This window comes from Bradyrhizobium sp. UFLA05-153 (assembly GCF_054185185.1).
In genome coordinates this window covers 92,557-116,701 of sequence record NZ_JBBIAM010000011.1, presented here as the reverse complement: position 1 = coordinate 116,701, position 24,145 = coordinate 92,557, and the positions used below count along the sequence as shown (strand labels likewise).

Sequence of the window (24,145 nt, the reverse complement as noted above, 5' to 3'; positions counted from 1 at the left end):
TTCTGGACTCTCAAACACGTCCGCTTCGGACCATTTTCGACGGATTCATCAGGGATTGTCGGCAGGGCGCACAAACTCCCTTTCCCGCACGACTAACGCGGCGCGAGCTGCGTGATCAGTCCGTTGGCCGTGGCCACGGCTGCCGTGAAGGCGGGAATGTTGAATGCGTTCATGACGAAGAATACGCCCACCCCGCGTGTCGGCGCGATCGCGAGATAGTCGAAACTGCCCTGCAAGCCGCCCGTCTTTTGCAGGATCAGCGGCCGGTTGCCGGCGGGCATATTGATTACCCAGCCGAGCCCCATTGCATCCATCGGCCCCGCGTCGTCCAGGCCCGAGACGACAGAGAGGCCGTCGCGGTAGAGATATGCGGCATGGTCCAGCAGGCGCAGGTCGTGATCTGTGGTCGCAAGCCGATCAAGATGCCACTTCATCCAACGCGCCATATCGTTGGCAGTGGTGATCATACCGCCGGCGCATTCGATGCTGATTGGCGTCTTCGCGATCGCCATCTGTGATCCGTCGAAATCGTGTCCGCGCATGAAGCGCAATTCATCACCCGGACGCAGGTTGAACACGGTATCCTTCATGCCGGCCGGATCGAGAACCCGCTCGTTCAGCAGATCCGCATAGGGTTTTCCGCCAGACTTCGCGAGCGCGGCGCCAAGCAGGTCGAAACCGAAGTTTGAGTAGAGCGCAGCCGTGCCGGGTGGAAACAGTAGAGGCTCCGTCTTGAGAGCGGCGATCTGCGCGTCCCTGGTGTTGGTGCCGAACGGATCATCCGCCGGACCATCAGCGCGCGGCACTTCGCGCTGCAAGCCCGATGACTGCGTCACGAGGTCGATGATCCGGATCGGACGGCCATCCTTCTCGGGCAAGGTGACGTCATAGCCAAGTCTGTCCTGCAGGCGATCGGCGAAGTGCAGCTTGCCGTCGAGCACCATGCTGGCGAGCGTCTCGCCGCAAAACACCTTGCTCACGGAACCGATGCGAAACATCGTATCGCCATCGGGCGTCTTGCCGTCATGGTCGGCCGTGCTGCCGAAGCCGGCAATGGCTGTCTCGCCGTCACGCACCGCAACGAGGATGAAGCCCGGGAGCTTGCCGGCCAGAAAGCTCAGCGTGCCGGCAAAATTGACCACCTCGTTGAGCAGTTTGTCCTCGGCGACAGCCGGCGCACCGGAGACGATCTGCAACGCGAGCGCCGCCGGCAAGCCGCAAAGCCCAATCCATTTGCGCAATCCGAGCATTTGTCCCCTGCTCCGCTCGCTGTTGAACCGGTCAGGCGGGTTTCAATGGTGGCGCAGGCGCGCATGTCGAGTGTACGGAGGGAAGCCGATGCCAGCAATAAGAAGCTTGATCAGCATCCGTTTCAGAGCGCGACCATCTCGCGCCACTACTACATCCGATCTTCAGTTCCTTCATTGCTCTCGAGCTTCTTGCGTAGGGCCGTGACGAGGCGGTGAACCGTTTGCAGGTCCTTGACCGAAAGCCCTTCCGAGAGGTCGTTGATCCACGGGGCCTGCAACGCCATCGCGGCGTCGAACGTGCGCCTTCCCTTGTCAGTCAGGACCACGAGTTGTGCGCGCCGGTGGTGCGGGTTGGCCTCGAACGCCAAGAGCCCTTCCGCCTGAAGGTCGTTGACGATCCGCTGCACGTTTTGCCTGTTGGCACCGAGGTCGCGGGCGAGCCATGCGACCGGCTGTGCTCGCTCCGCGTGCACGATGGCGCCGAGGATCTGCCAGCGGGCACTCGTGAGCCCGAGCCCGGCGACCAGGCGGTCACCTGCGGTCAGGACCAGGCTATTCAGCCGGAACAGGTCAAGCATAAGGTTGCTCAGGGCATCGCCAGCAGGCGTTCGTCGGGATTTCAGCATTCGTCACCATAAATCTATATTGACATCATAATGCCCAATTGGCATTCTAAGTATAATGCCACATTGACATCATGTAACCAACCGAATGAAGGCTCTCATGTCGCACCTGCGCCCACTGGATCCCGCGTTTCCGATCGAACGTCAGCTCGGCATCGATACCAGCCCTGTCGTGCTCGTGAATCTGTTCATGCTCGACAAAGCCGATGAGGAAACATTCCTCCAGGTCTGGCAAGACGATGCTGCCTTCATGAAGCGGCAGCCGGGTTTCATCGCCACCCAGCTTCATCGCGCGATCGGCGAAAGCCCGACCTATCTGAACTACGCCGTCTGGGAATCGACCGCCCACTTCCGGGCCGCCTTCACGCACCCCGAGTTCCGATCGAAGATCTCCGCCTATCCCTCTTCCGCAATCGCTTCTCCGCACCTGTTCCAGAAGGTCGCTGTGCCCGGCATCTGCGTCGCGTAGCTCGCCCGGCAATTCCGTGATCCGACCTTCGTTGCGTCGATCATCTTGACGGCTCTCTGTTGGGCCCACGAACCCCTGGTCCAGAACGGCTGAGGAGTCGCACTGCGAATCTCCCGCTGGAAAAGCGACGTATGTTGTCGGGAGCTGCCCCACCCGTTCGTCCTCTGGGCACAAAGCGCAAGAACCGAAGACTTATCGTCGGCGTCATGCAATTTCACGGAGGCTTCCCATGATCCCCGTCATTACTGCCTTCGAAAAGTCGCCCGACCGCGGCAGAGGACAAGCACGTGACATGCGTGTTCGGTGGGCGCTCGAAGAAGTGGGCCAACCTTACGACGTTCGTCTCGTTTCGTTCAGCGAGATGAAGGAAGCGGCGCATCGTGCGCTTCATCCTTTCGGGCAGATTCCGACCTACGAAGAAGGCGGTCTTGCCCTGTTCGAGTCGGGGGCGATCGTGCTCCATATTGCGGAGCGCCATGGTGGACTGCTGCCAGACGATGCGCATGGCCGGGCGCGCGCGATCACATGGATATTTGCCGCGCTTAACACGCTGGAGCCGCCGATCGTCGATCGGGCAATCGCCATGCTCGTGGAGCGCGGCGAGACCTGGTACGAGCAGCGCCTGCCTGTCGTCGAGGATCGCATCCGTATCCGGCTTGCCGAACTTTCCAGTCGCCTGGGGAATTCCGACTGGCTCGATGGCGCGTTCAGCGCCGGCGACCTTCTGATGGTGACCGTGCTGCGCCGGTTGAATGGATCGGACATTCTGCACGAATATCCGAACCTCTCCGCCTATGTGGCCCGCGGCGAAGCGCGTCCGGCATTCAGGCGTGCTTTCGATGCTCAATTGGCGGTTTTCGCCGCCGCATCGACTAGCTGATGGGGCCGCTCAGGTCGCCGCCTTCTTCTTCGGCTTCGGCTTGGCCGCCTTCGGCATCGGTGCCGGCTCGGGGCCGCCCTCGATCGAGGTCAGGCGGCCTGCGGTGAAGGTGTAGACGCCGGCACGCGGTCCGCTCGCCCAGCTGATGACGGCGACGCGCCTGCCGCCGGCATCATTGGAGAGATTGACGTTGCTCGGCGCGCCGATGCCGCGCACCACGTCGCATTCGGTGTGACCGAGCGCGACCGTTCCGCCCGACGGCGCGGGTGCCGTGGTCGAGGCATTGGCGTCAGCCGGCGCACCCGCGGGCGCCATGCCCGGGCAGGCGCCGTCGGCACTGACCAGATCCTCCGCCGTTACCGGCTTGTCGGGAGTCAGCGGCGGCGATTCGATCGAGATGTTCTTGATGAAGAGCCGGGCCGGCTTGTTGAACCATTCGGCATCCTTCGACAGCAGATCCGAGCCGCCCGCGCAGCCCGCGATCAGCGGCGCAGCCGTGCACAACGCCAGTAGAAGCGTCGAAGGAAGCTTTTGATGTCGCACGATAAACCCAAATCCCCGCGTTAAGGACCAGCCCTAAACGATTGTCCCAACATCACTTTGCGGCACGACCGTGACGAAGGCCAGCTTTCCCCCGAAAGGCGCAAATTATCATTAATTTGACAGCCAACACCTAATTGCGCCGCTGCCATCGGCCCCGCTCGTCAGCCTGCCAATAGGTGACATCAAATCCGCGCGCCTTGCAATCCGTCCAGGCGCTGCGCGCCAGCGCGAGCGCGTCCGGATCGTCGCCGTTGAACAGGAGCACCATGCGCTCATAAGTCTCCGAATCCTGAGGCAGCGCGGCGTTGTCGATCAGGAAGCGGACATTGGCGCCGTTGGGATTGCCCTCCTCGACCGCCAGTACGACCGGCTGCTCCGCGGCGTCGTTCACCCGCCATGTCGCGTGCGGCAGGAAGGAATCGTCGCGATAGGTCCAGAGATGCGCGTCGAGCGCATCGGCGCGTTCCTCCGACGTCGACTGCACCACGACGCGCCAGCCGCGCTCGAGCGATTTCTCGAGCAGCGGCGGCAAAACGTTCTCCACCGTCATGTTTTGCAGATGGTAGAACAGCACTTCGGTCATTTGCGCTCGTAGTGGTCGGCGACCAGACGGTCCAGCAGGCGCACGCCATAGCCGGAGCCCCAGCTCTGGTTGATGTCTGTCTTCGGGGCGCCCATGGCGGTGCCGGCAATGTCGAGATGCGCCCAGGGCGTGCCGTCGACGAAGCGCTGGAGGAACTGCGCCGCGGTGATCGAGCCGCCATGGCGGCCGCCGGTGTTCTTCATGTCGGCGAACTGGGAATCGATCAGCTTGTCGTATTCGGGCCCGAGCGGCATGCGCCAGACTTTTTCGCCGCTCTCGATGCCGGCCGTCAGGAGACGTTCGGCGAGTTCGTCATTGTTGGAGAACATGCCGGCATGCTCGGTGCCGAGCGCGACCATGATTGCGCCGGTGAGCGTTGCGAGATCCACCATGAATTTCGGCTTCACCCTCTTCGCGACATACCAGAGCACGTCGGCCAGCACGAGACGCCCTTCGGCGTCGGTGTTGATGATCTCGATGGTCTGGCCCGACATCGAGGTGACGATGTCGCCCGGACGCTGCGCGTTGCCATCGGGCATGTTCTCGACGAGGCCGATGGCGCCGACCGCGTTGACCTTTGCCTTGCGCGCCGCGAGCGCGTGCATCAGGCCGACGACGCAGGCGGCTCCCCCCATGTCGCCCTTCATGTCCTCCATGCTACCGGCCGGCTTGATCGAGATGCCGCCGGTGTCGAAGCAGACGCCCTTGCCGACGAAAGCGACGGGCGCCTCGCCTTTCTTGGCCCCGTCCCAGCGCATGATCACCGTACGGCTCGGCCGCGCCGAGCCCTGACCGACGCCGAGCAGCGCTCCCATGCCGAGCTTCTGCATCGCCTTGACGTCGAGCACCTCCACCTTGACGCCGAGCTTGCGGAGCTGGCTCGCGCGCCGCGCGAACTCCTCCGGGAAGAGCACGTTCGGCGGCTCGTTGACGAGATCGCGCGCGATGATCACGCCATCGACGACGTGGCCTGCCGGCGCGAAGGCCTTTTTCGCAGCAGCGAGGTCAGCGACAGCGAACGCGACGTCGGCGCGCAACGCACCGCCCTCCTCGCCGTCCTTCTTTTTCGTCTTGTAGCGATCGAATTTATAGGCGCGCAGCCGCAGGCCCGAGCCGATCGCGACCGTCTGCTCCGCGGTCATGGCCCCGTCAGGCAGTTCCGCCATGATGGTCATGGCGCTCGCGCCAGCCTTCAGCTTGCCGGCCGCCACGCCGCCGAACTTCAGAAAGTCGTTGAGCTTCAGCGCCGAAGTCTTGCCGGCCCCGATCACAATCAGCCGGCTCGCCTTCAGCCCCTCGGGAGCCAGGATGTCGAGCGCCGCGCCCGTCTTGCCCTTGAACTGGCCCGCCTCGGCGGCCCGCTTCACCAGGTCCACTGCCGATCCGAGCGCCTTGGCGGTCGCCGGGCCGAATCGCAAGCCGTCGTCACAGAACGCCACCAGCGTCCCGCGCGGGACGGCGGAAAACGGAACGAAGCCGACCTTGACGGCGTCGGACATGGATAACTCCTCCAAAAAACAAGACTTTTGCCGCTCCCCGAGCACCGCTACGGGCACCGGCTGAACGGCGATTCACTGCTCCGGGGCGTACTATGACCCGTCCGCACCTCGCATGCCAAGCGCTGCCCGTGGCCGGCAGGCCACAAGAAGGAAATATTAACCATATGATGAGGGTGCCACGGGGCAGCCATTTTGTTGACGGATCAAAGGGATGGTAGTGAGAGTGTGAACTGGTGAAAGACGTGGCAGAACGACCCTTGGGGATCCCTTCCGGGATGGGTCGGGACGTCCGGAGTTTGGGACCCAGAAGGGGCCTGGTGGGGATCGTGCGGTAGCGCATGGGGTCGATCGACAGGTATATTTTCCGCACGACGCTGGCGTCGTTTGCGCTGGTCCTGGTCAGCCTCACCGGCGTGATCTGGATTACGCAGGCGTTGCGCGGCATCGACCTGATGACGAGTCAGGGGCAGACCATCCTGACCTTCCTCGGCATCACCAGCCTCGTGATTCCCGCGCTGGTGCTGATCATCTCGCCGATCGCGCTGATGATCGCGATCTCGCACACGCTGAACAAGCTAGCGACCGATTCCGAGATCATCGTGATGAATGCCGCCGGCTTCTCGCCGTTCCGGCTATTCTATCCGTTCTTCTACGCCACCTGCGTGGTGGCGCTGCTGGTCGCCTTCATCGCCGCCTATCTCGCCCCCGACGGCATGCGGCGGATCAAGCAATGGGACGCCGAGATCACAGCGGACGTCCTCACCAACATCCTCCAGCCCGGCCGCTTCGCCCAGCTCGACCAGAACCTCACGATCCGGATTCGCGAGCGCCAGCCCGGCGGCATCATGGCCGGCATCTTCATCGACGACCGCCGCGATCCGAAGGAGCGCAACTCGATCGTCGCCGAGCGCGGCACGGTGGTGAAGAGCGGCGGCGAGACGATTCTGGTGCTGGAGGACGGCAACCTGCAGCGCTTCGAGGCCGGCAAGCGCGATCCTGCGCTCGTGACCTTCGCCCGCCACGGCTTCGACATGTCGAAATTCTCCAACCAGGGGCGCGACGTCACGCTCGGGATTCGCGAACGCTATCTCTGGGAGCTGTTCTCGCCGTCCGAGGACGATCCGGTCTACAAATCGGTGCCCGGCCAGTTCCGCTCCGAGCTGCATGACCGCATCATGGCGCCGCTCTATCCCTTCGCCTTTGCGGCGCTGACATTCGCCTTCCTCGGCGCGCCGCGCACCACGCGCCAGAGCCGCAATTTCTCGATCGGCAGCTCGATCCTCGCGGTGTTCGGCCTGCGCATGGCGGGCTTCGCCTGCTCGGTGATGGCGGTGAAGTCGCCGGCCGCCCCGATCGTGCAATATGCCATGCTGGCGGTCGCCATCGGCCTCGGCGTCTGGATGATTGTCGGCGGCGTGGTGGTGGAAGCGCCGCCTGCGCTGCTGGAAGCCATCAACAGATCCAATGCGCGCATTGCGCGGCTGTTCCGACGTCCGGTCGCCGCATGAGCATGCTCACCAACACCCTCGGGCGCTATTTCGCGGGCCGCTTCGTCGTCGCCGCCCTCGGCGTGTTCGCGAGCATTTTCCTGCTGCTGGTGCTGGTCGACTATATCGAGATGGTGCGCAAGACCTCTGGCCTGGCGTCCGCCTCCGCGATCATGGTGGCCGAAACCTCGCTGTTCCGCGTACCGCAGCTTTTGGAAAAGCTGACGCCGTTCTGCATGCTGATCGGCGCCATGACCTGCTACCTTGCCCTCTCCCGCCGGCTCGAGCTTGTCGTGGCACGCGCCGCCGGCATTTCCGCCTGGCAGTTCATCTCGCCCGCGCTCGGCAGCGCGCTGCTGATCGGCGTGATCGCGACGGTCGCCTACAATCCGATGTCGGCAAACCTGCGCGAGCTGTCCAAGCGCATGGAAGCGGAGCTGTTCGGCTCGGCGCCCGGTGGCGGCATCCAGGACGCCTCCGGCTTCTGGCTCAACCAGGTCACCAGCGAAGGCCAGATCATCATCAACGCCGCGCGCAGCGAGCAGCAGGGCATCCGGCTGACCGGCCTGACGCTGTTCCGGTTTGATACGGAATTTCACTTCAAGGAGCGCATCGAGGCGCGCGAGGCGACGCTGGAAGACGGCCGCTGGGTGTTCAGGACCGTGCGGCGCTTCTCGCTCGACGCCCCCCCTGTCGATCAGGACCGCCTGGAGATTCCCACGACGCTGACCGAAGCGCAGGTTCGCAACAGCTTTTCCACACCCGAGACTGTGTCCTTTTGGCAACTACCGAGCTACATCCGTTCGTCCGAAAGCTCGGGCTTCGCGACAGCCGGATATCGACTCCAGTACCATAAGCTTCTGGCACAGCCGTTTCTGCTTGCAGCGATGGTGATGCTGGCGGCTTCCGTATCGTTGCGCTTCTTCCGGATGGGCGGCGTACAGAAGATGGTTTTGAGTGGCGTGGGCGCAGGCTTTCTGCTCTACGTGCTGTCCAAAGTTACTGAGGATTTGAGCAAGGCTGAGTTGATGCATCCGATCGCTGCGGCGTGGCTGCCCGTTGTGGTGGGCGGCCTCACCGGCTTTTTGGCCTTGCTCTATCAGGAGGACGGATAGTGACTGCCGTCCGCCGAGGGCATGTGTCTGAATTGGCGCTGCGCACCGTGGTGCGCGCGAACGGACGCGGCTTGCCTGCCCGCAGCCTCCTGCTAGCCTTCCTGGCCGCGCTCGCGCTGGGTGGATTGCTCGACCTTGCCGCGACCGCGCCTGCGGCCGCGCAGAGCTTCACCTACAATCCGCTGCCGCCGCGTCCGAAGCCGCCGAAGGCCGCCAACGACAACCAGATGCTCGTGCAGGCGACCGAGGTCGACTACGACTACAACAATTCGCGCGTCTCGGCGGTCGGCAACGTCCAGCTGTTCTACAACGGCACCAGCGTCGAGGCTGACAAGGTCATCTACGACCAGAAGACCAAGCGGCTCCATGCCGAAGGCAACATCCGCATGACGGATGCCGACGGCAAGATCACCTATGCCGAGATCATGGATCTGTCGGACGACTACCGCGACGGTTTCGTCGATTCGCTGCGCGTGGACACCGCCGACCAGACCCGCATGGCCGCGAGCCGCGCCGACCGCTCCAGCGGCAACTACACCGTATTCGAGAACGGCGTCTACACGGCCTGCGCGCCGTGCAAGGACGATCCGAAGAAGCCGCCGCTGTGGCAGGTCAAGGGTGCCCGCATCATCCACGACCAGCAGGAGAAGATGCTATACTTCGAGACGGCGCAGCTCGAATTCTTCGGCGTGCCGCTCGCCTACATGCCGTACTTCTCGACGCCCGACCCGACGGTGAAGCGCAAGACCGGCTTCCTGATGCCGGGCTTCACGTCGAACACGCCGTTCGGCTACGGCGTTGAAATTCCGTTCTACTGGGCGATCGCGCCCGATATGGACGCGACCTTCAGCCCGCGCATCACCTCCAGGCAGGGCGTGCTGTTCCAGGCCGAGTTCCGCCAGCGCCTGATGGACGGCGCCTACCAGATCCGCGTCTACGGCATCGACCAGCTCGATCCGGGCGCGCTCGCCGGGCAGCCCGGTGACCGCCAGTTCCGCGGCGCCATCGACACCAAGGGCCAGTTCGCGCTGAACGACAAATGGGTCTGGGGTTGGGACGGCGTCCTGATGTCCGACTACTATTTCTTCTCGGACTACCGGCTGTCGGCGTACCGCGATCCCTTCTCCTCGTTCCTGAGCCTGCCGACCGAAGCGATCTCCCAGCTCTATCTGACCGGGGTGGGCAACCGCAGCTTCTTCGACGCGCGCACGATGTATTTCCTGAGCTTCTCGGGCAATCAGCAGCAGGTGCCGGTCGTCTACCCCGTGATCGACTACTCGAACGTGATCAACTATCCGATCTTCGGTGGCGAGGTCTCCTACAAGACGAATTTCGTCAACCTGACGCGTAACGACGCGGTGTTCGATCCGATCACCACGACCGCCAACACCCTCGGCCTCTGCACCACCACCTCGGCCGATCCGCTCGCGCGCACGCCCTCGCAATGTCTGTTGCGCGGCTTCCCCGGCACCTACACGCGCATGACGGCTGAGGCGCAGTGGCGGAAGTCCTTCACCGATCCCTTCGGTGAAATCTGGACCCCGTTCGCCATCCTGCGCGCGGACGCGATCAACTCCTCGGTCTCGAACCAGCCGGGCGTGTCGAACTTCCTGCCTGTCGGCGACACCCAGGCGCTGCGCCTGATGCCGATGGTCGGCCTCGAGTACCGCTATCCCTTCATCAACGTGCAGCCGTGGGGCTCGACGATCGTCGAGCCGATCGCGCAGGTCATCATCCGTCCGAACGAGACCTATGCCGGCAAGTTTCCCAACGAGGACGCGCAGAGCATGGTGTTCGACGCGAGCAATCTGTTCAGCGTCGACAAGTTCTCGGGCTACGATCGCGTCGAGGGCGGCGGCCGCGCCAATGTCGGCGTGCAGGCCACCACCCAGTTCGACAGGGGCGGCGCCGTCAAGGTTCTGTTCGGGCAGTCCTACCAGCTGTTCGGCCTGAACTCCTTCGCGGTCAAGGATGAGATCAATACCGGCCTGGATTCCGGTCTCGACAAGCCGCGGTCCGACTATGTCGCGAGCGTCGGCTATTCGCCGAACCGGACCTACACCTTCAGCGTCCGCGGCCGCTTCGACGAGCAGACCTGGAACGTCCAGCGCTTCGAGGCTGAAGGCCGCGCCAATTTCGATCGCTGGTCGGTCAGCATGATCTACGGCAATTATGCGCCGCAGCCGGAACTCGGCTACCTGACCCGCCGCGAGGGCATCCTCACCAGCGGCTCGGTGAAGGTCGCGGCCAACTGGGTGGTCCAGGGCTCGGCGCGCTGGGACCTCGAAGCCAACAAGATCAATCAATACGTGGTCGGCGCAGGCTATGTCGACGATTGCTTCGTGCTGGCGGCGAACTATGTAACGTCCTATAGCTACTCGGCGGGCAGCAACCCGCCTGTTCTGAGCCACGCGTTCATGTTCCAGATCGGCCTGCGAACGCTGGCGAACTCCTCGGGAACCAGCAGCTCCGCCGGCTTGCAGTAAACAGATTTGACGCTGCGGGGCTTGTTCGGATCGCAAGCATGCGAGCGACGACATCCATGACGACCACTTTGCGAGTCCATCGCCTTCTCCTCACCGCACTCGGCACGGCCCTGCTCCTGATCGGCGGCGCCGCCCCGTCACAGGCGCAGACCGTCGTCGTCATGGTCAATGGCGAGCCCATCACCGATTTCGACATCGAGCAGCGCGGCAAGCTCGACGTCCTGACGACCCAGAAGAACCCTGGCCGGCAGGAGGTCATCAACGAGCTGATCGACGAGAAGGTGAAGATCAAGGAAGGCAAGAAATACGGCGTCGAGCCTACCAGCTCGGACATCGACCAGTCCTTCTCCGGCATGGCGCAGCGCATGCGCATTACTCCGGACCAGCTCGCGAAATCACTCGAGGTGAAGGGCGTGCGGCCGGAGACGTTGAAGAACCGCATGCGCGCCGAAATGGTCTGGACCAGCCTGGTCCGGGGCCGCTTCAAGGAACAGCTGCAGGTCGGCGAGCGCGACGTCGCGGCCGCCGTGCAGGCCCAGAACGGCGAAAAGCTGCAGGTCGAGGGCTTCGAATACAAGATGCAGCCGATCGTCCTCATCGTGCCGCGCGGCTCGTCGCAGGCCGCGACCGAGGCACGGCACAAGGAAGCCGAATTGTACCGCAGCCGGATCACGAGCTGCGATGAAGCCAATACGCTGTTCCGCTCGACGCCCAACGCGGCGATCCGCGAAAGCGTCACCAAGACCAGCGCTGATCTCCCCGAGGCGCTTCGCAAGGTGCTCGACGATACGCAGGTTGGCCATCTCACCCCGCCGGAGGTCACCAAGCAGGGCATCGAAATGGTCGTGCTGTGTGCGCGCAATTCGACCATGATCGACACGCCGAAGCGGCGCGAGGTCCGCGAGAAGATGTACGTCGAGAAGTACGAGAAGACCTCGAAGCGGTATCTGGCCGAAATCCGCAAAGCGGCGATGATCGAATATCGTTGATGGCAAGGCCCCTCGCACTGACCCTGGGCGAGCCTGCCGGCATTGGCCCCGACATCACGATCGCGGCCTGGCTGCGCCGCAACGAGCTGAAGCTGCCCGCGTTCTACCTGCTCGGCGATGACGCCCTGATCGCGCGGCGCGCCAAGGCGCTCGGCGCCGATATCAGGATCGCGCGTGTGCGCGCCGAGGAAGCAGTCGCCACCTTCGCCGACGCCCTGCCGGTGGTCGCAACCGGCGAGGTCGCAACGGCCGAGCCGGGCCGGCCCGACGAGAGCAGCGCGCCCGCGGCGCTCGCCTCCATTCGCCAGGCCGTCGCCGACGTCCGCGAAGGCCGCGCCGGCGCCGTCGTCACCAATCCGATCGCCAAGAGCGTGCTCTACCGCGCGGGCTTCCGCCATCCCGGTCACACCGAATTTCTCGCCGAGCTCGCCGAACAGGACGGACGCGTGCCGCAACCGGTGATGATGCTGTGGTCGCCGCGCCTTGCGGTGGTGCCGGTGACCATTCACCTTTCGCTGCGCGATGCGCTGGCGCAGCTCTCGCGCGAGCTGATCGTCTCGACGGTGCGCATCGTCGCAGCCGAGCTGAAATCACGTTTCGGCATCAGCCGGCCGCGCATCGCGATCTCCGGCCTCAACCCGCATGCCGGCGAGAACGGCTCGCTCGGCCACGAGGAGCAGACCATCGTCGCGCCGGCGATCAAGATCTTGCGCAACGACGGCATCGAGGCCAGGGGCCCCTTGCCCGCCGACACCATGTTCCACGACGCCGCGCGACAAACCTATGACTGCGCGGTCTGCATGTATCACGACCAGGCGCTGATCCCGATCAAGACGCTGGCCTTCGACGACGCGGTCAACGTCACGCTCGGCCTTCCCTTCATCAGGACATCGCCGGATCACGGCACGGCATTCGACATCGCAGGCACGGGCAAGGCCAATCCCGCAAGCCTGATCGCGGCGCTGCAACTCGCAAGCCGCATGGCCGCGCAACCGGCATGAGCGCGATCGACGACCTCCCGCCGCTTCGCGAGGTCATTCGCCAGCATTCGCTATCGGCCCGCAAGTCGCTGGGCCAGAACTTCCTCCTCGACCTCAACCTGACAGCGCGCATCGCGCGTGCCGCCGCGCCGCTCGAGAATTTGACGATCGTCGAGATCGGTCCCGGCCCGGGCGGATTGACGCGCGCCCTGCTCGCGCTTGGTGCTGCGCGCGTCATCGCGATCGAGCATGACGAACGCGCGATCCCCGCCTTGCAGGATATTTCCGTGCGCTATCCCGGGCGCCTCGAGATCGTGCATGGCGATGCCATGACCTTCGATCCGAGACCCCTGCTCGGCGGCGCCAAGGCAAAGATCGTCGCCAACCTGCCCTACAACATCGCGACCCAGCTCCTGATCGGCTGGCTCACCGGCGAGCCGTGGCCGCCGTGGTACGAGATGATGGTGCTGATGTTCCAGCGCGAGGTTGCCGAGCGGATCGTGGCGCGCGAGAACGAGGAGGCCTATGGCCGGCTCGGCGTGCTCGCCAACTGGCGGGCAGAGACCAAGATCCTGTTCGACATCTCGCCCTCCGCCTTCGTTCCGCCGCCGAAGGTCACCTCCTCCGTCGTGCGCCTCGTGCCGCGCGCGGCGCCTCTGCCCTGCGACCGCCGGCTGCTCGAACAGGTCGCGGCGGCCGCCTTCGGCCAGCGCCGCAAGATGCTGCGCCAGAGCCTGAAATCACTTCAGGCCGATCCGGCGCGCCTCGCCGCTGCCGCCGGCGTCGATGCGACGCGGCGCGCCGAGACCATTCCGGTCGCGGGCTTTGTTGCCATGGCGCGTGAATTGGCCGATATACGCAGCCAAGCCTGAAGCATGATCCGGACTCGGAGGGCCGCGCCGGCGCAAAGTGCGCAGCGGCTTTCCGAAGAGATCATGCTCGAACAATAAGCTTAAGCGCGATGATCGCGCTTAAGCGAAAATTTCGGAGGAAGGAAAATGGCGTTGATGCGTCGGCAGTCCCTGGTCAAGTTCGATGCGCCGCTGTGCGAGACCATCATCGACACGCCCAAGCCACAAGGACGCGAGGTGCTGGTGCGCATCGAGCGCTGCGGCCTGTGCCATTCCGACCTGCACATCCAGGACGGCTACGCCGATCTCGGCGGCGGCAAGAAGCTCGACACCACGCGCGGTATGACGCTTCCCTTCACGCTCGGCCACGAGATCGCGGGTGTCGTGGAGGAAGTCGGCGGCGATGTGCCGGCTGGCCTCATCGGCGCGAAGAAGGCGGTCTTCCCCTGGATCGGCTGCGGCCAGTGCCGCGACTGCGCCAATGGCGATGAGAATCTCTGCGCCAAGCAGCGCTTCCTCGGCGTCTCCATCGACGGCGGCTTTGCCAGCCATGTGCTGGTGCCGGATGCAAGATACCTGCTCGACTACGATCCCCTGCCGGTCAATCAGGCCGCGACATTGATGTGCTCGGGCGTCACCGCCTACGGCGCGCTCAAGCGCCTCGTCGACCGTCCGCGCCAGCGCAACCTGCTGCTGATTGGTCTCGGCGGTGTCGGCATGATGGGCCTGTCGTTCGCGCAGGCCATGTTCAGGCAGCCGATTGCAGTCGCCGATCTCAGCCCGGCGGCGCGCGAGACCGCGCTGAAGAATGGCGCGGCGACCGCCTACGATCCGGCCGAGCCGGAGGTCGTCAGGCGCATCCTGAAAGAGACTGACGGCGGTTTCGACGAGGTCGTCGATTTCGCCGGCAACGAGAAGTCGATGGCGTTCGCCGTTTCCGTGCTCGCGCGCGGCGGCAAGGTCGTGGTCTCCGGCCTGATGGGCGGCCAGTTCACCCTGCCCATGGTGCAATGGGTGTACAAGCGCATGACCATCGAGGGATTCATGGTCGGCACGCTTGCCGAGGCCCACGAGTTGATGGCGCTCGCCAGCGCCGGCAAGATCAAGCCGACGCCGATGCAGGAAGAGCCGATGGGCGATGTCCAGAAGTGGATCGACTCTCTGCGCGCCGGAAAGGTCGTCGGCCGGATCGTGCTGAAGAACTGATCCGCCGGCGTCGAGGCCGCGCGCGTCCGAAGCTATTTCAAGCTGACGAACCGCGACGGTCCAGGCACCACAGTCTTTGCAAGGTCCGCGACGAGCGGCGCCGCGTCGGGTAACGCGAGATCGGCGCCACCAGCGGCGAGCAGGCGCATGATCTCCCAGTCCTGTCGCGCCAGCGCGTACCGCAGCGGCGCGATGCGCTCCGCGTAAAACTGCAAGAACAGCGGCCGCGCCACCGGCTCGTTGAGGTGGTGACCCGGCACCACTGCATTGACGTCGATCAGGCCTGCGGCAAGCGCCCTGCGCAGGAGCTCGAGCGCCTGGGAGCTCGGGGGATTGGCTCCCTCGTCCCGATAGCCTGCAGTGGCGATGCAATCGAGAAACGCCCAGGCTTGCGCGGGTTCGAGCGGCTGGGCCGCAGCAGCGCGTCTATCGACATCAGCGGTCCACTGAAAGAGCTCGCGCGCGAACGCATCATCCCGTTGCTGTTGTTCGGCTTTGCGCGTGGCCTGCTCCACGGCCCTGACGCGGGATTCGATCATCCCGGGCACGACACCGCAGAGAGCAGTCAATCCGATCAGCACAAGCCCAAGTCCCGCACGCGGCGGAGTCAGTGCCGTCACGCGCCAGCAGAGAACGAGCACGGCGGCTGTCGACACGGCAGCCACGGCCAGCCCCGCGAGGGTCAGACGGTCGAGCTCAGCCGCCCGCTCCAGCAGCAGGTTGTCGAGCCGGAAACGGATTATGTTGAAGGCACTCGCCAGAGCGACGAGGAGTTGCAAGATCGTAAGTAGCCACCGCATGCGGATTTGGTCGGCGGAAACGACCTGTCGGTTCAGTATTCGGGAAAACGCGCCCCGCGAGGCCGCCCATCAGGCGCCAAGACCGAAAACGAACTCAGATAGCGATGGACATGAACCGGATCACGCCCGCCGCGCTTTCGTTTATCCTTCCGATCCTTCGTAGTGCCCCGGCTGGTAGATCGCTCCGCTCGGGGCTCGTGGCTCCTGCGCCAGCCGCGTGAGGATGAAGTCGCGGTGCGCGACGTGCTGAACCTGAGACTGCCGAAACGTGTCGAGCAGTGCGAGCGCGTTCCTGACATCGTGGCCATCGCGGTCCAGTTCGGCGACAATCCGCTCCTGCTTTGCGATGTGATGCTCGCCCAAGGCGATCCGCTCCTCTGCGTCAGCAAGGTGCGCCAGCTCCATTGCCCGGTCCACGTCCGACCTCCGCTGAGTTTTCTCCCCTTATCCTCGCACGATAAGCCGGCCGGCAGTTGACGCAGATCAACCCGCGTGAACGCCGATCTTCGGCCCCTGTCGAACGCCGCGGCTGGGTTCAGCTCGTTCGCCCCTGGCGACCCATGAGGAGGCCATAGAGGACGAGCAGGATCACTGCGCCGACGATGGCGCCGATGAAGCCCGCGGATTCGCCCGCCCGGTACCAGCCCACCGACTGGCCCAGGAACGTCGCGACGAACGCGCCGACGACTCCCAGGATCGTGGTCAGGATGAAGCCCTTCGGCTCATTGCTCCCCGGCATGATGAATTTTGCGATCAGGCCGACGATAAAGCCGATGATGATAGTCCAGAGGATCCCCATCTCGCTGCTCCTGTCATGAGCCGGCACCTGCGGCAATCGGCATCCTGAGAGAGATCGCACGGCAGCGCCTTTGACATAGATCAACGTAGGCCGGCGTTCTCGGGGCGGCCCTGACTGCGCAGGACCGTCATCAGGTCGCGCGAGGGAGGTCGGCATGGCCATGCTGGGCGAGATCACGCACACCACCACCTACAAATATGCAAAGCCTGTTTCGTTCGGGACGCATCGGGCGATGTTCCTGCCGAGGCGCGGTGCGTCTGCGCGACTGCTCGGTTGGTCGGCGAAAACCGACCCATCTTCGAAGATCCACTGGATTACTGATTCCCGCTCCAACACCGTTACGGTGATGGAGTTCGCGGAGCCGAGCAGCGAGTTGACCTTCACCTTCCAGGTCCGCGGCGTGTTCTTCGGCATCAAGGGCATCGAGTCCTTTCCCCTGGCGTCGCGGGCGGACGAGATTCCCGTGCAGTATTCGCCGGACGAATGGACCGACCTCGCCGGCTATCTGCGCCCGCATGCCGAGGACCCCGACGGCACCCTCGCAGCATGGACGAAAAACTTCGTCGCCGGCGACCAGGACCAGACGATCGACGTGCTGCGCCGGATCCTGCGCACGTTCCGTGAAGGCTTCAGCTACCGATCCCGGGAGTCCGAGGGTACCCAGACGCCCAGCGAAACCTTGCGTACCAGGTCCGGGACCTGCCGCGACTATGCCTGGCTGATGATCGAGGCGCTGCGCCGTCTCGGCCTCGCCTCGCGCTTCGTCAGCGGCTACCTCTATGACCAGGCGCTGGATGGCGGCGCCGTGGGCATGACCGGCTCCGGCGCCACGCACGCCTGGCTCCAGGTGTTTCTCCCCGGCGCCGGATGGCTGGATTACGATCCGACCAACCAGATCAATGCAGGGTTCGATCTCATTCCGGTCGCGGTCGCCCGGCATCCCGGCCAGGCCATTCCACTGGAGGGATCATGGTTCGGGGATGCAGGGGACTACAAGGGCATGTCGATCAAGGTCGCGGTTCACAAGATCGGCGAGATCCGCGATCCCTCCGAGGGCTGAGCGGGCCCGGAACGGATCAGTCGTCGGACCGTGGTGCGCTTCTTGGAAAGATCAGCCGCACGTACGTCCCTGCCCCCGGCTCGCTGTCCAGCCTGATCCGGCCGCCAAGGCGTTCGGTGACGACGGCATGGACGACGTGCAGTCCAAGACCCGTCGCCCCATGATGACGCCGCGTGGTGAAAAACGGATCGAAAGCGGAGAGCTTGACGTCCGGGGGCATTCCACAGCCATCGTCGGACACGACGAGCTCGACCTGATCATCACCCGCAGATCTCAGATCGACACGGATCCGACCTCCCGCGCCATCCGGCCATGCATGGGTCATGGCATTCATGACCAGATGGGTCAGAACCTGCCCGAAGGGACCGGGATAGCTGTCCATTTCGAGAGCTCGCGCGAGCCGCAGCTCGAGCGCGATACCGCGACGACGGCATTCGCGATCAAGATGCAACAGCAATTGTTCCGAGAGCTCGGCAGCGTTGAAGCGACGCAGCGTGGACTGGCCCGGATCGAGCGCGCCCTGCTTGAAGGATTGGATCCGCTCCGCCGCGCGTGACAGGTTGGCGATGAGTTGAGCGGACGCATCGCCGGCGAGGCTGACGAACTCGTTGAGGCTCGAGCGTCGAACCTTGCCGCCTGAAACTTCCGAGGCGAAGGCCTCCGACTTGCGCTGGAGCGTCGAGGCGATCGTCAGGCTGTTGCCCACGGGACCGTTGACCTCGTGTGCAACGCCGGCAACCATCCGGCCGAGTGCCGCGAGCTTTTCAGCTTCCACCAGCGACTCCTGGGTTTCCCGCAAGCGACGCAGCGCGGTTTCGGCAGCATCTCTCGCCTCTCGCAGCTCCAGTTCAGCGCGCTTGCGTTCGGTGATCTCCTCGGCAGCCACGTTGACCGCAACGATCTTGCCGCCGGGCGCACGCAACGGATGCCAATAGGTCACCCAGTAGCGCTCCTCGGCCTGATCGGCGCGCTGGCCGGCAACCTCTATGCCGACAACCGGTTCTCCGGTTTCCATGATCGAGCGGACGATCTGTGCGACGGAATCCGCCAGGGCCGGAACGCAATCCCGCACGAAGCGGCCGAGATGGTTCTCGACAGAGATACCGCAGATCTCGGTGAGGCGCTGGTTGATTTGCAGATAGCGGCAATCCGGAGAGAGACAGGCAAGTCCAATCGGCGCGGTGTCGTAGATCGCTTTCAGGGCGGGCTGCTCCGGAAACAGCAACACCTCGGATGCGAGCGCTGATTTTGACGCCTGTGCCATGACCGCCTCGACATTGTTTTTGTAGGTTCGGGTCGCATCCTCTTTGGCTGAGCCGGCCCCCTCGCTGCTATCGTCCCAGGACGACACACAACGTCTTTCCGGCTTCGGCAAAACCGCGGCATACTGTCCAAATCCTGCAAAATTGAGATTGCGGCCGTTTAGCCTCAATGCGCGTGTCCATCCCTGCCCGTCAGCCTCGCCAACTCGCGCGCCGTCTCCAGGATCATGTCGATCCGCTGCTGCAAGCGCTGCTGCAAATCGGGGATGTTGACCTTGTCGGTGACACGGTAGGCATTACCGATCCGCTCCGCGTACCCCTGCTTGATCATCTCCTCGAGCCTGCGCAGCACGGTTGCGCGCGGTAGCTTCAGCGCGGCCGCAACCGTGCTCGCTCGCACCGGCGAACACATCGCGGTTCGCAGGAACAGGTAGATGCCGATGGTGCGGAACGTGGCGCTGTCATTCTGCCTGACGAAGTCTGCGCCGTAATCGTCGTTGAGGCTGCGGATCAGGCCGAGATAGAGCCGGCTGAGCAGCATGCGCTCCCTTGCCATCGCGATGCGGGCCGGCGGCTGGACGGTGTCGAGCAGAACGAACTCGTCGCCCGCGGCGGCCCAGGTGGACAGGTCGGCGGGAGTGTTCTTGGCGGGCGTGCTCTTGTCGGAATGATCCTGAAGGGCCATGGGCATGCTCCCTCAAACGACATCGACAGGACAAGTTTACCGCGCATGTGCGCCGTCCGCATCGGCGTTCTGTGCCCGCGCCAGCAGACTGCCGGAATCGTGATGTTGGGCGCGGCTGAACCTCATTATCCCCAGCGCCGACCCCAACAACCCGTGCCGCAGCGGCTCGGGAACCTTCCACCGCTCCGACGGATATTAGCGGATTTCGGGCTTGCGGCAGTCGCAGCCGAAAATCGTTCATTTTCGCGGCGGAACGAACGCTGCGCGGGCCCGATTTAAGCCTCATCCTCTCCGGATTTGCGGCTCATTGCCACCCAACTCTTTGACGAGAAAGGCGACAGTGACGTGTTGCGTAAGGCGTAGCCGGGAGACCAGGATGGGCAACCGAACCGCGAAATTCATATCCGCCCTGTTTGCAAGCGTACTCGCCGGCATACCCTTGAGTGCGGAATCGCAAAACGCGGCGAACGTCCCGGCCGCAGCAGACGCGCAGAATGCGTCGCAAGATTCGCCGAACGCTACCGATGATTGTCTTAGCGCTCCGAAGGGCACAACGCCCGAGGGGCAGCATTGGTATTACCGTGTCGAACGCGGCACCAAGCGGCAGTGCTGGTATCTGCGCGAAGAAGGCGCAAAAACGGCCCAGAGCGCGCAGGCGACGCAAAGCGCGCCGGCGACCCAGGGCGCGCCGGCGACCCAGGGCGCGCCGGCGACCCCGAGCGCGCGGGCGACCTCGCCCGCGCAGAAGGTCGACAAACCTGCGCCGCTCTCGGTGCAGAACGCGCACGCCGAACTCACGGCACAGAGCCCCGCGCCCGACACGACCGCATCGATCCCAGCGCCGAGCGCACCTGGCACCCCGCCCGCGACGCTTCAGCGTCCGGTCGCGGTGGCCGATGCCGGCGCAGGTCAGCCGACCGTCGATGCGCGCTGGCCCGACCCGAACGTCTCGCCCTCGCCCGCCCCGCAAGCCGCGCCTGCGCCAAAACTCGCCGATGCGCGGCCCGCACCGAAACCTCAGGCTTCAGCGTCCGCCGGCACGATGACGCTCGCCGCGGCCGATGCCCCGGCCGAAAAGCCGACCGGCTCGCTCCAGACTCTGCTGCTTGTCATCGGCGGTGCGCTGGCGCTCGCCGGCATCACCGGCAGCGTCATCTATCGCTTCGCCGGCTCGCGCAGGCGCGTCCAGGTTGAAGGCGGACGCCGCCGCATCAACTGGGAGCACGCGCAGGACGACAAGAGCCACGCGCCGTGGATCGATGCGGCCGCAACTGCCGCCCCGCGCGCGCAGCGGCCGCGCCCGGTCGATTTCGGTGCTGCGCTGGCCACGGCGGCCAACGCCAACGGCAAGACCGCCAATGGCAAGACCAATGGCACCTCCACGCCGCACGTTGATCAGCGTCTCGAGGATGCAACGAGCGAGTTCGAAGAGCTGGTCCCTGAGGATCTGGACCGCAACGACCTGCACATCGCCTCGGCCGCGGAAACCGCCGAACCGCATGTCGCGGCTGTCGATGCAGCGGCGGATGACGGCGACGACCGCGATGCCGACGCAATCGATATCGATGCGATCACCGCGATCCTGGAACGGCTGGCGAAGGAAGGTCCGCGGCTGGCGCCGTCTAGCCCTGAAGCTGACCTTGCAGACCTCGTACAAAGCCAACGACGCCAATCCGCCGCTCGCGCTTGAGGCGCTCGGCCTTCAGGATCGACTGCACCTCGGCAAAGGCCTCATCGACGTCGTGGTTGATGACGATGTAGTCGTACTCGGCCCAGTGGCTCATCTCGTGGCTGGCGCGGCTCATCCGCTTGCGGATCACCTCGTCGGAATCCTGCGCGCGCGAGCGCAGGCGCTTCTCGAGATCGGCCGCCGAGGGCGGCAGGATGAAAACGCTGACGACGTCGGCGCGCGCCTTTTCACGCAATTGCTGCGTGCCCTGCCAGTCGATGTCGAAGAGCACGTCCTGCCCTGCCGACAGCGCGGCCTCGACCGGAGCGCGCGGCGTGCCGTAGCGGTTGTCGAACACGGTCGCCCATTCCAGCAGTTCGTTACCCTTCACCATCGCCTCGAAGCGCGGCTTGTCGACGAACAGATAGTCGCGGCCGTCGACCTCGCCGGGCCGCTTCGCGCGCGTGGTCGCGGAGACCGACATCTTCAGCCCGGGCATCCGCTCGATCAACAGGCGCGACAGCGTCGTCTTGCCCGCACCGGAGGGTGAGGACAGCACGAACATCAGTCCGCGCCGCTCGACACCATCAGTTCCGTGCCCGTCCGTCGTCATCGATTACTCCAGATTCTGGACCTGCTCGCGGAATTGCTCGACCACGTTCTTCATGGCGAGCCCGGTATTGGTCAGCTCGATGTCGTTGGACTTCGAGCAGCAGGTATTGACCTCGCGGTGAAACTCCTGCGCCAGGAAATCGAGCTTGCGCCCGATCGAGCCGCCCTTGCCGATCAACTCGCGCGCCTGCGCGACATGGGAGGCGATGCGGTCGAGCTCCTCGCGGATGTCGGCCCTGGTCGCGATCAGGATCGCTTCCTGCATCAGGCGATCGGAATCGAAGCGATCGGAGGTGTCGAGCAGCGTCGCGATCTGTTCGGCGAGTTTTGCCTTGATCGCCTCGGGCTTGCGCCCGGGCGCGGCTTCCGCCTTCTTCGCCAGCGCCTCGATCTCGTCCACGCGCTGGGTCAGGATCTGGCCAAGCGAGGTGCCCTCGCGCTTGCGCATGTCGACGAGCTCGGCGAGCGCCCTGTCAAAGGCTTCGGCCGCGGCGGTGCGCGCCGCCTTGTCCTCTTCCTCGTTGCCTTCGGGCTCGGCGACCTCGATCACGCCCTTGATGGCCAAAAGGCCGTCGATGCTCGGCGCCACCGCATCGACCTTGCCGGCGATCTGCGAGGCAGCCTTCAGCACGGCTGAGAGCACGTCCTCGTTGATCCGCACCGTGGCCGCCGCGTTGGTGCGCTTGACGTTGAGATTGGCGTAGACGGTACCGCGCGACAAAACCTCGCCGGCGCGTTTCTTGGCGTGGGCCTCGAGCTCGTCAAAGCCCTGCGGCAGCCGCACGCGCAGGTCAAAGCCCTTGGCGTTGACCGACTTCAATTCCCATTCGAACGTATACGGCCCGCTAGCGCCGTGGCTTCGGGCAAAGCCGGTCATGGACGACAGCGCCATCGGGTGAACTTCTCCAGACAGATGAGATTCGCAAGAGCCATCAAGGCACGCGAATCTTAAGACTATTTTGCCGCAAAGTGGAATCCGTAACCACCGCAGGTGAGCCTTGCGGCTTTAGCGCACGGATCTGCTCTAGCGCTGGATAACCTGCGGCGAGGGTTGCACGGCCCCCTGGCGGGCCGGGGCAGGATTGGCCGGGCGCGTCGCAGGCGGCTTCTTCTGCTGGGCCGGCGGCTTGGTGGTCGCGGTCGGAGCCGGGTCGGCGGGCGCGGCGGCGGCCGGCGCCTGGGCGTCATCGGCCGGCTCCACCGTGTCGTTCTGAATCTGCTTCTCCATCGCGCGCAGCTTTGCGACGTTCTTCTGGTGCGCGTCGTAGGTTTCGGTGAAGGCGTGGCCGCCGGTGCCGTCGGCGACGAAATAGAGGTCGCGGGTGCGGGCCGGATTGGCGGCAGCCTCCAGCGAGGCGCGGCCGGGATTGGAGATCGGCCCCGGCGGCAGGCCGTCGATGACATAGGTGTTGTAGGGCGAGGGCTGGGTGATCTCGCTGCGCTTGATCGGGCGGCCCAGTGTGCCCTTGCCGCCGACAAGACCGTAGATGATGGTCGGATCGGACTGCAGCTTGATCTTTTGCTTCAAGCGATTGACGAACACGGCAGCGACACGGCTGCGCTCGTCGGGCTTGCCGGTCTCCTTCTCCACGATCGAGGCGAGCGTAACCAGTTGCTCAGGCGTCTTGATCGGAATGTCCTGGCTGCGGCGTTCCCAGATTTCAGCGAGCACGCGCTTGTGTGCCTGCTGCATGCGCTGGACCACCTGCTCGCGCGTGGTGCCACGCGGGAACTTGTAGGTCTCCGGCAGCAGCGTGCCCTCACGTGGCACTTCGCGCACGCTGCCGGTGAAGATATCGTTGTCCGACAGCCGCGCCACGATCTGCTCGGAGGTCAGGCCTTCGGGGATCGTCACCGCATGCTGCACCACCTTGCCTTCGACGATGGTGGCGATGACGTCGCGCAGCGAAGCGTTCTTCTGGAACGAATATTCGCCGGGCTTCAGGTCCGAGCTCGCTTTCAGCGCAGCCACGCTGGCGATGAAGATCCAGGGATTGACGTCGGTGACGCCTTCCCTGTTCAGGGTATCGGCGATGTCGCGCTTGCCCGCACGCGAGGGGATGTTGACGATCTTGTCTTCCTGGAGAGGCCCCGGCGCCTCGAGCACCTGCCGGCCGTAATAATAGACCGCACCGGCCCCGAGCATTGCGATCAGGAGGATGGTGATAATGGCGTTGCCGATTACCACGAAGGGATTGCGCGCGCGGTCCGACCGCTTCGGCGGCGGCGGCACCTGTTCAGGCTCCAGCGCAGCACGCGGACTTCGGGGCGAAATGGGCGGCCTTTCACTCATCGAA

24 protein-coding genes are annotated in these 24,145 nt (G+C 64.6%); 11 read left to right on the top strand and 13 right to left on the bottom strand.

The features are described 5' to 3' along the window. Positions 1-92: 92 nt before the first annotated feature. A complete protein-coding gene (gene ampH / locus Q2941_RS09635; protein WP_458192299.1) occupies positions 93-1,250 on the bottom strand; it encodes a D-alanyl-D-alanine-carboxypeptidase/endopeptidase AmpH in 1,158 nt (385 codons plus the stop codon). A 149-nt stretch (positions 1,251-1,399) separates the two neighbouring features. Next, entirely contained in the window at positions 1,400-1,876 is a 477-nt protein-coding gene (locus Q2941_RS09630; protein ID WP_458192298.1) for a MarR family winged helix-turn-helix transcriptional regulator, read from the bottom strand. 97 nt (positions 1,877-1,973) lie between these two features. Between Q2941_RS09630 and Q2941_RS09625 the strand changes: the two genes are divergently transcribed. Next, positions 1,974-2,342, top strand: coding sequence for an antibiotic biosynthesis monooxygenase family protein (locus tag Q2941_RS09625; protein WP_458192297.1), 369 nt, complete (start codon positions 1,974-1,976; stop codon positions 2,340-2,342). A 229-nt stretch (positions 2,343-2,571) separates the two neighbouring features. Beyond that, complete coding sequence (locus tag Q2941_RS09620; RefSeq protein ID WP_458192296.1) at positions 2,572-3,222, top strand: glutathione S-transferase family protein; 651 nt, start codon at positions 2,572-2,574, stop codon at positions 3,220-3,222. Between the two features lie 9 nt (positions 3,223-3,231). On the opposite strand, the gene Q2941_RS09615 is transcribed toward Q2941_RS09620, so the two are convergent. The 3 genes from Q2941_RS09615 to Q2941_RS09605 form a co-directional block, all read right to left on the bottom strand. Beyond that, on the bottom strand, positions 3,232-3,726 hold the full coding sequence (locus Q2941_RS09615) for a hypothetical protein (protein ID WP_458192310.1): 495 nt from the start codon (positions 3,724-3,726) through the stop codon (positions 3,232-3,234). A 169-nt stretch (positions 3,727-3,895) separates the two neighbouring features. Next, complete coding sequence (locus tag Q2941_RS09610; RefSeq protein WP_027522595.1) at positions 3,896-4,348, bottom strand: DNA polymerase III subunit chi; 453 nt, start codon at positions 4,346-4,348, stop codon at positions 3,896-3,898. Continuing rightward, positions 4,345-5,847 (bottom strand): leucyl aminopeptidase, encoded by a 1,503-nt coding sequence (locus Q2941_RS09605; RefSeq protein ID WP_254112595.1) that lies wholly within the window; start codon positions 5,845-5,847, stop codon positions 4,345-4,347. Before Q2941_RS09605 ends, Q2941_RS09610 begins: the two co-directional genes overlap by 4 nt. A 338-nt stretch (positions 5,848-6,185) precedes the next feature. On the opposite strand from Q2941_RS09605, the gene lptF reads away from it, so the two are divergent. The 7 genes from lptF (at position 6,186) to Q2941_RS09570 (ending at position 14,961) form a co-directional block, all read left to right on the top strand. Further along, a complete protein-coding gene (gene lptF / locus Q2941_RS09600) occupies positions 6,186-7,355 on the top strand; it encodes an LPS export ABC transporter permease LptF (protein WP_027522593.1) in 1,170 nt (389 codons plus the stop codon). Continuing rightward, positions 7,352-8,449, top strand: a complete 1,098-nt coding sequence (gene lptG, locus Q2941_RS09595; RefSeq protein ID WP_027522592.1) for an LPS export ABC transporter permease LptG — start codon at positions 7,352-7,354, stop codon at positions 8,447-8,449. Before lptF ends, lptG begins: the two co-directional genes overlap by 4 nt. Continuing rightward, positions 8,449-10,935, top strand: coding sequence for an LPS-assembly protein LptD (locus Q2941_RS09590; RefSeq protein WP_458192295.1), 2,487 nt, complete (start codon positions 8,449-8,451; stop codon positions 10,933-10,935). Before lptG ends, Q2941_RS09590 begins: the two co-directional genes overlap by 1 nt. 56 nt (positions 10,936-10,991) lie before the next feature. Next, positions 10,992-11,924 carry a SurA N-terminal domain-containing protein gene (locus Q2941_RS09585; RefSeq protein WP_458192294.1) on the top strand — a complete coding sequence of 311 codons (933 nt, stop codon included), beginning with the start codon at positions 10,992-10,994 and terminating at the stop codon, positions 11,922-11,924. After that, positions 11,924-12,925 (top strand): 4-hydroxythreonine-4-phosphate dehydrogenase PdxA, encoded by a 1,002-nt coding sequence (pdxA, locus tag Q2941_RS09580; RefSeq protein WP_458192293.1) that lies wholly within the window; start codon positions 11,924-11,926, stop codon positions 12,923-12,925. Before Q2941_RS09585 ends, pdxA begins: the two co-directional genes overlap by 1 nt. Next, positions 12,922-13,776 carry a 16S rRNA (adenine(1518)-N(6)/adenine(1519)-N(6))-dimethyltransferase RsmA gene (gene rsmA / locus Q2941_RS09575; RefSeq protein WP_027522588.1) on the top strand — a complete coding sequence of 285 codons (855 nt, stop codon included), beginning with the start codon at positions 12,922-12,924 and terminating at the stop codon, positions 13,774-13,776. Before pdxA ends, rsmA begins: the two co-directional genes overlap by 4 nt. Before the next feature lie 126 nt (positions 13,777-13,902). Then, complete coding sequence (locus Q2941_RS09570) at positions 13,903-14,961, top strand: alcohol dehydrogenase (protein WP_458192292.1); 1,059 nt, start codon at positions 13,903-13,905, stop codon at positions 14,959-14,961. 32 nt (positions 14,962-14,993) lie between these two features. Here the strand turns inward: Q2941_RS09570 and Q2941_RS09565 are convergent, their stop codons facing one another. The 3 genes from Q2941_RS09565 to Q2941_RS09555 all read right to left on the bottom strand — a co-directional run bounded on the left by Q2941_RS09565 (position 14,994) and on the right by Q2941_RS09555 (position 16,560). Further along, the gene (locus tag Q2941_RS09565) at positions 14,994-15,761 is read right to left on the bottom strand and encodes a hypothetical protein (protein ID WP_254112604.1); all 768 of its coding nucleotides are present in this window, start codon (positions 15,759-15,761) and stop codon (positions 14,994-14,996) included. Between the two features lie 141 nt (positions 15,762-15,902). Further along, on the bottom strand, positions 15,903-16,178 hold the full coding sequence (locus Q2941_RS09560) for a hypothetical protein (RefSeq protein ID WP_254112606.1): 276 nt from the start codon (positions 16,176-16,178) through the stop codon (positions 15,903-15,905). Positions 16,179-16,296: 118 nt separating this feature from the next. Beyond that, on the bottom strand, positions 16,297-16,560 hold the full coding sequence (locus tag Q2941_RS09555) for a GlsB/YeaQ/YmgE family stress response membrane protein (RefSeq protein ID WP_027522585.1): 264 nt from the start codon (positions 16,558-16,560) through the stop codon (positions 16,297-16,299). 154 nt (positions 16,561-16,714) lie between these two features. Here Q2941_RS09555 and Q2941_RS09550 point away from each other — a divergent pair, with 154 nt between their 5' ends. After that, the gene (locus tag Q2941_RS09550; protein ID WP_027522584.1) at positions 16,715-17,620 is read left to right on the top strand and encodes a transglutaminase family protein; all 906 of its coding nucleotides are present in this window, start codon (positions 16,715-16,717) and stop codon (positions 17,618-17,620) included. A gap of 16 nt (positions 17,621-17,636) precedes the next feature. Here the strand turns inward: Q2941_RS09550 and Q2941_RS09545 are convergent, their stop codons facing one another. After that, positions 17,637-18,884: a sensor histidine kinase gene (locus Q2941_RS09545; protein ID WP_458192291.1), complete on the bottom strand. Its 1,248-nt coding sequence runs from the start codon at positions 18,882-18,884 to the stop codon at positions 17,637-17,639. A 164-nt stretch (positions 18,885-19,048) separates the two neighbouring features. Continuing rightward, positions 19,049-19,567, bottom strand: coding sequence for an IclR family transcriptional regulator (locus tag Q2941_RS09540; protein WP_027522582.1), 519 nt, complete (start codon positions 19,565-19,567; stop codon positions 19,049-19,051). 376 nt (positions 19,568-19,943) lie between these two features. On the opposite strand from Q2941_RS09540, the gene Q2941_RS09535 reads away from it, so the two are divergent. After that, positions 19,944-21,257, top strand: a complete 1,314-nt coding sequence (locus tag Q2941_RS09535) for a hypothetical protein (RefSeq protein ID WP_458192290.1) — start codon at positions 19,944-19,946, stop codon at positions 21,255-21,257. Here the strand turns inward: Q2941_RS09535 and gmk are convergent. The 3 genes from gmk to mltG all read right to left on the bottom strand — a co-directional run bounded on the left by gmk (position 21,190) and on the right by mltG (position 24,141). Then, on the bottom strand, positions 21,190-21,849 hold the full coding sequence (gmk, locus tag Q2941_RS09530) for a guanylate kinase (protein WP_254112611.1): 660 nt from the start codon (positions 21,847-21,849) through the stop codon (positions 21,190-21,192). The two genes, Q2941_RS09535 and gmk, sit on opposite strands and share 68 nt — an antisense overlap. A 3-nt stretch (positions 21,850-21,852) precedes the next feature. Beyond that, entirely contained in the window at positions 21,853-22,740 is an 888-nt protein-coding gene (locus tag Q2941_RS09525) for a YicC/YloC family endoribonuclease (protein ID WP_458192289.1), read from the bottom strand. Positions 22,741-22,872: 132 nt separating this feature from the next. Continuing rightward, positions 22,873-24,141, bottom strand: coding sequence for an endolytic transglycosylase MltG (mltG, locus tag Q2941_RS09520; RefSeq protein WP_027522578.1), 1,269 nt, complete (start codon positions 24,139-24,141; stop codon positions 22,873-22,875). Positions 24,142-24,145: the final 4 nt, after the last annotated feature.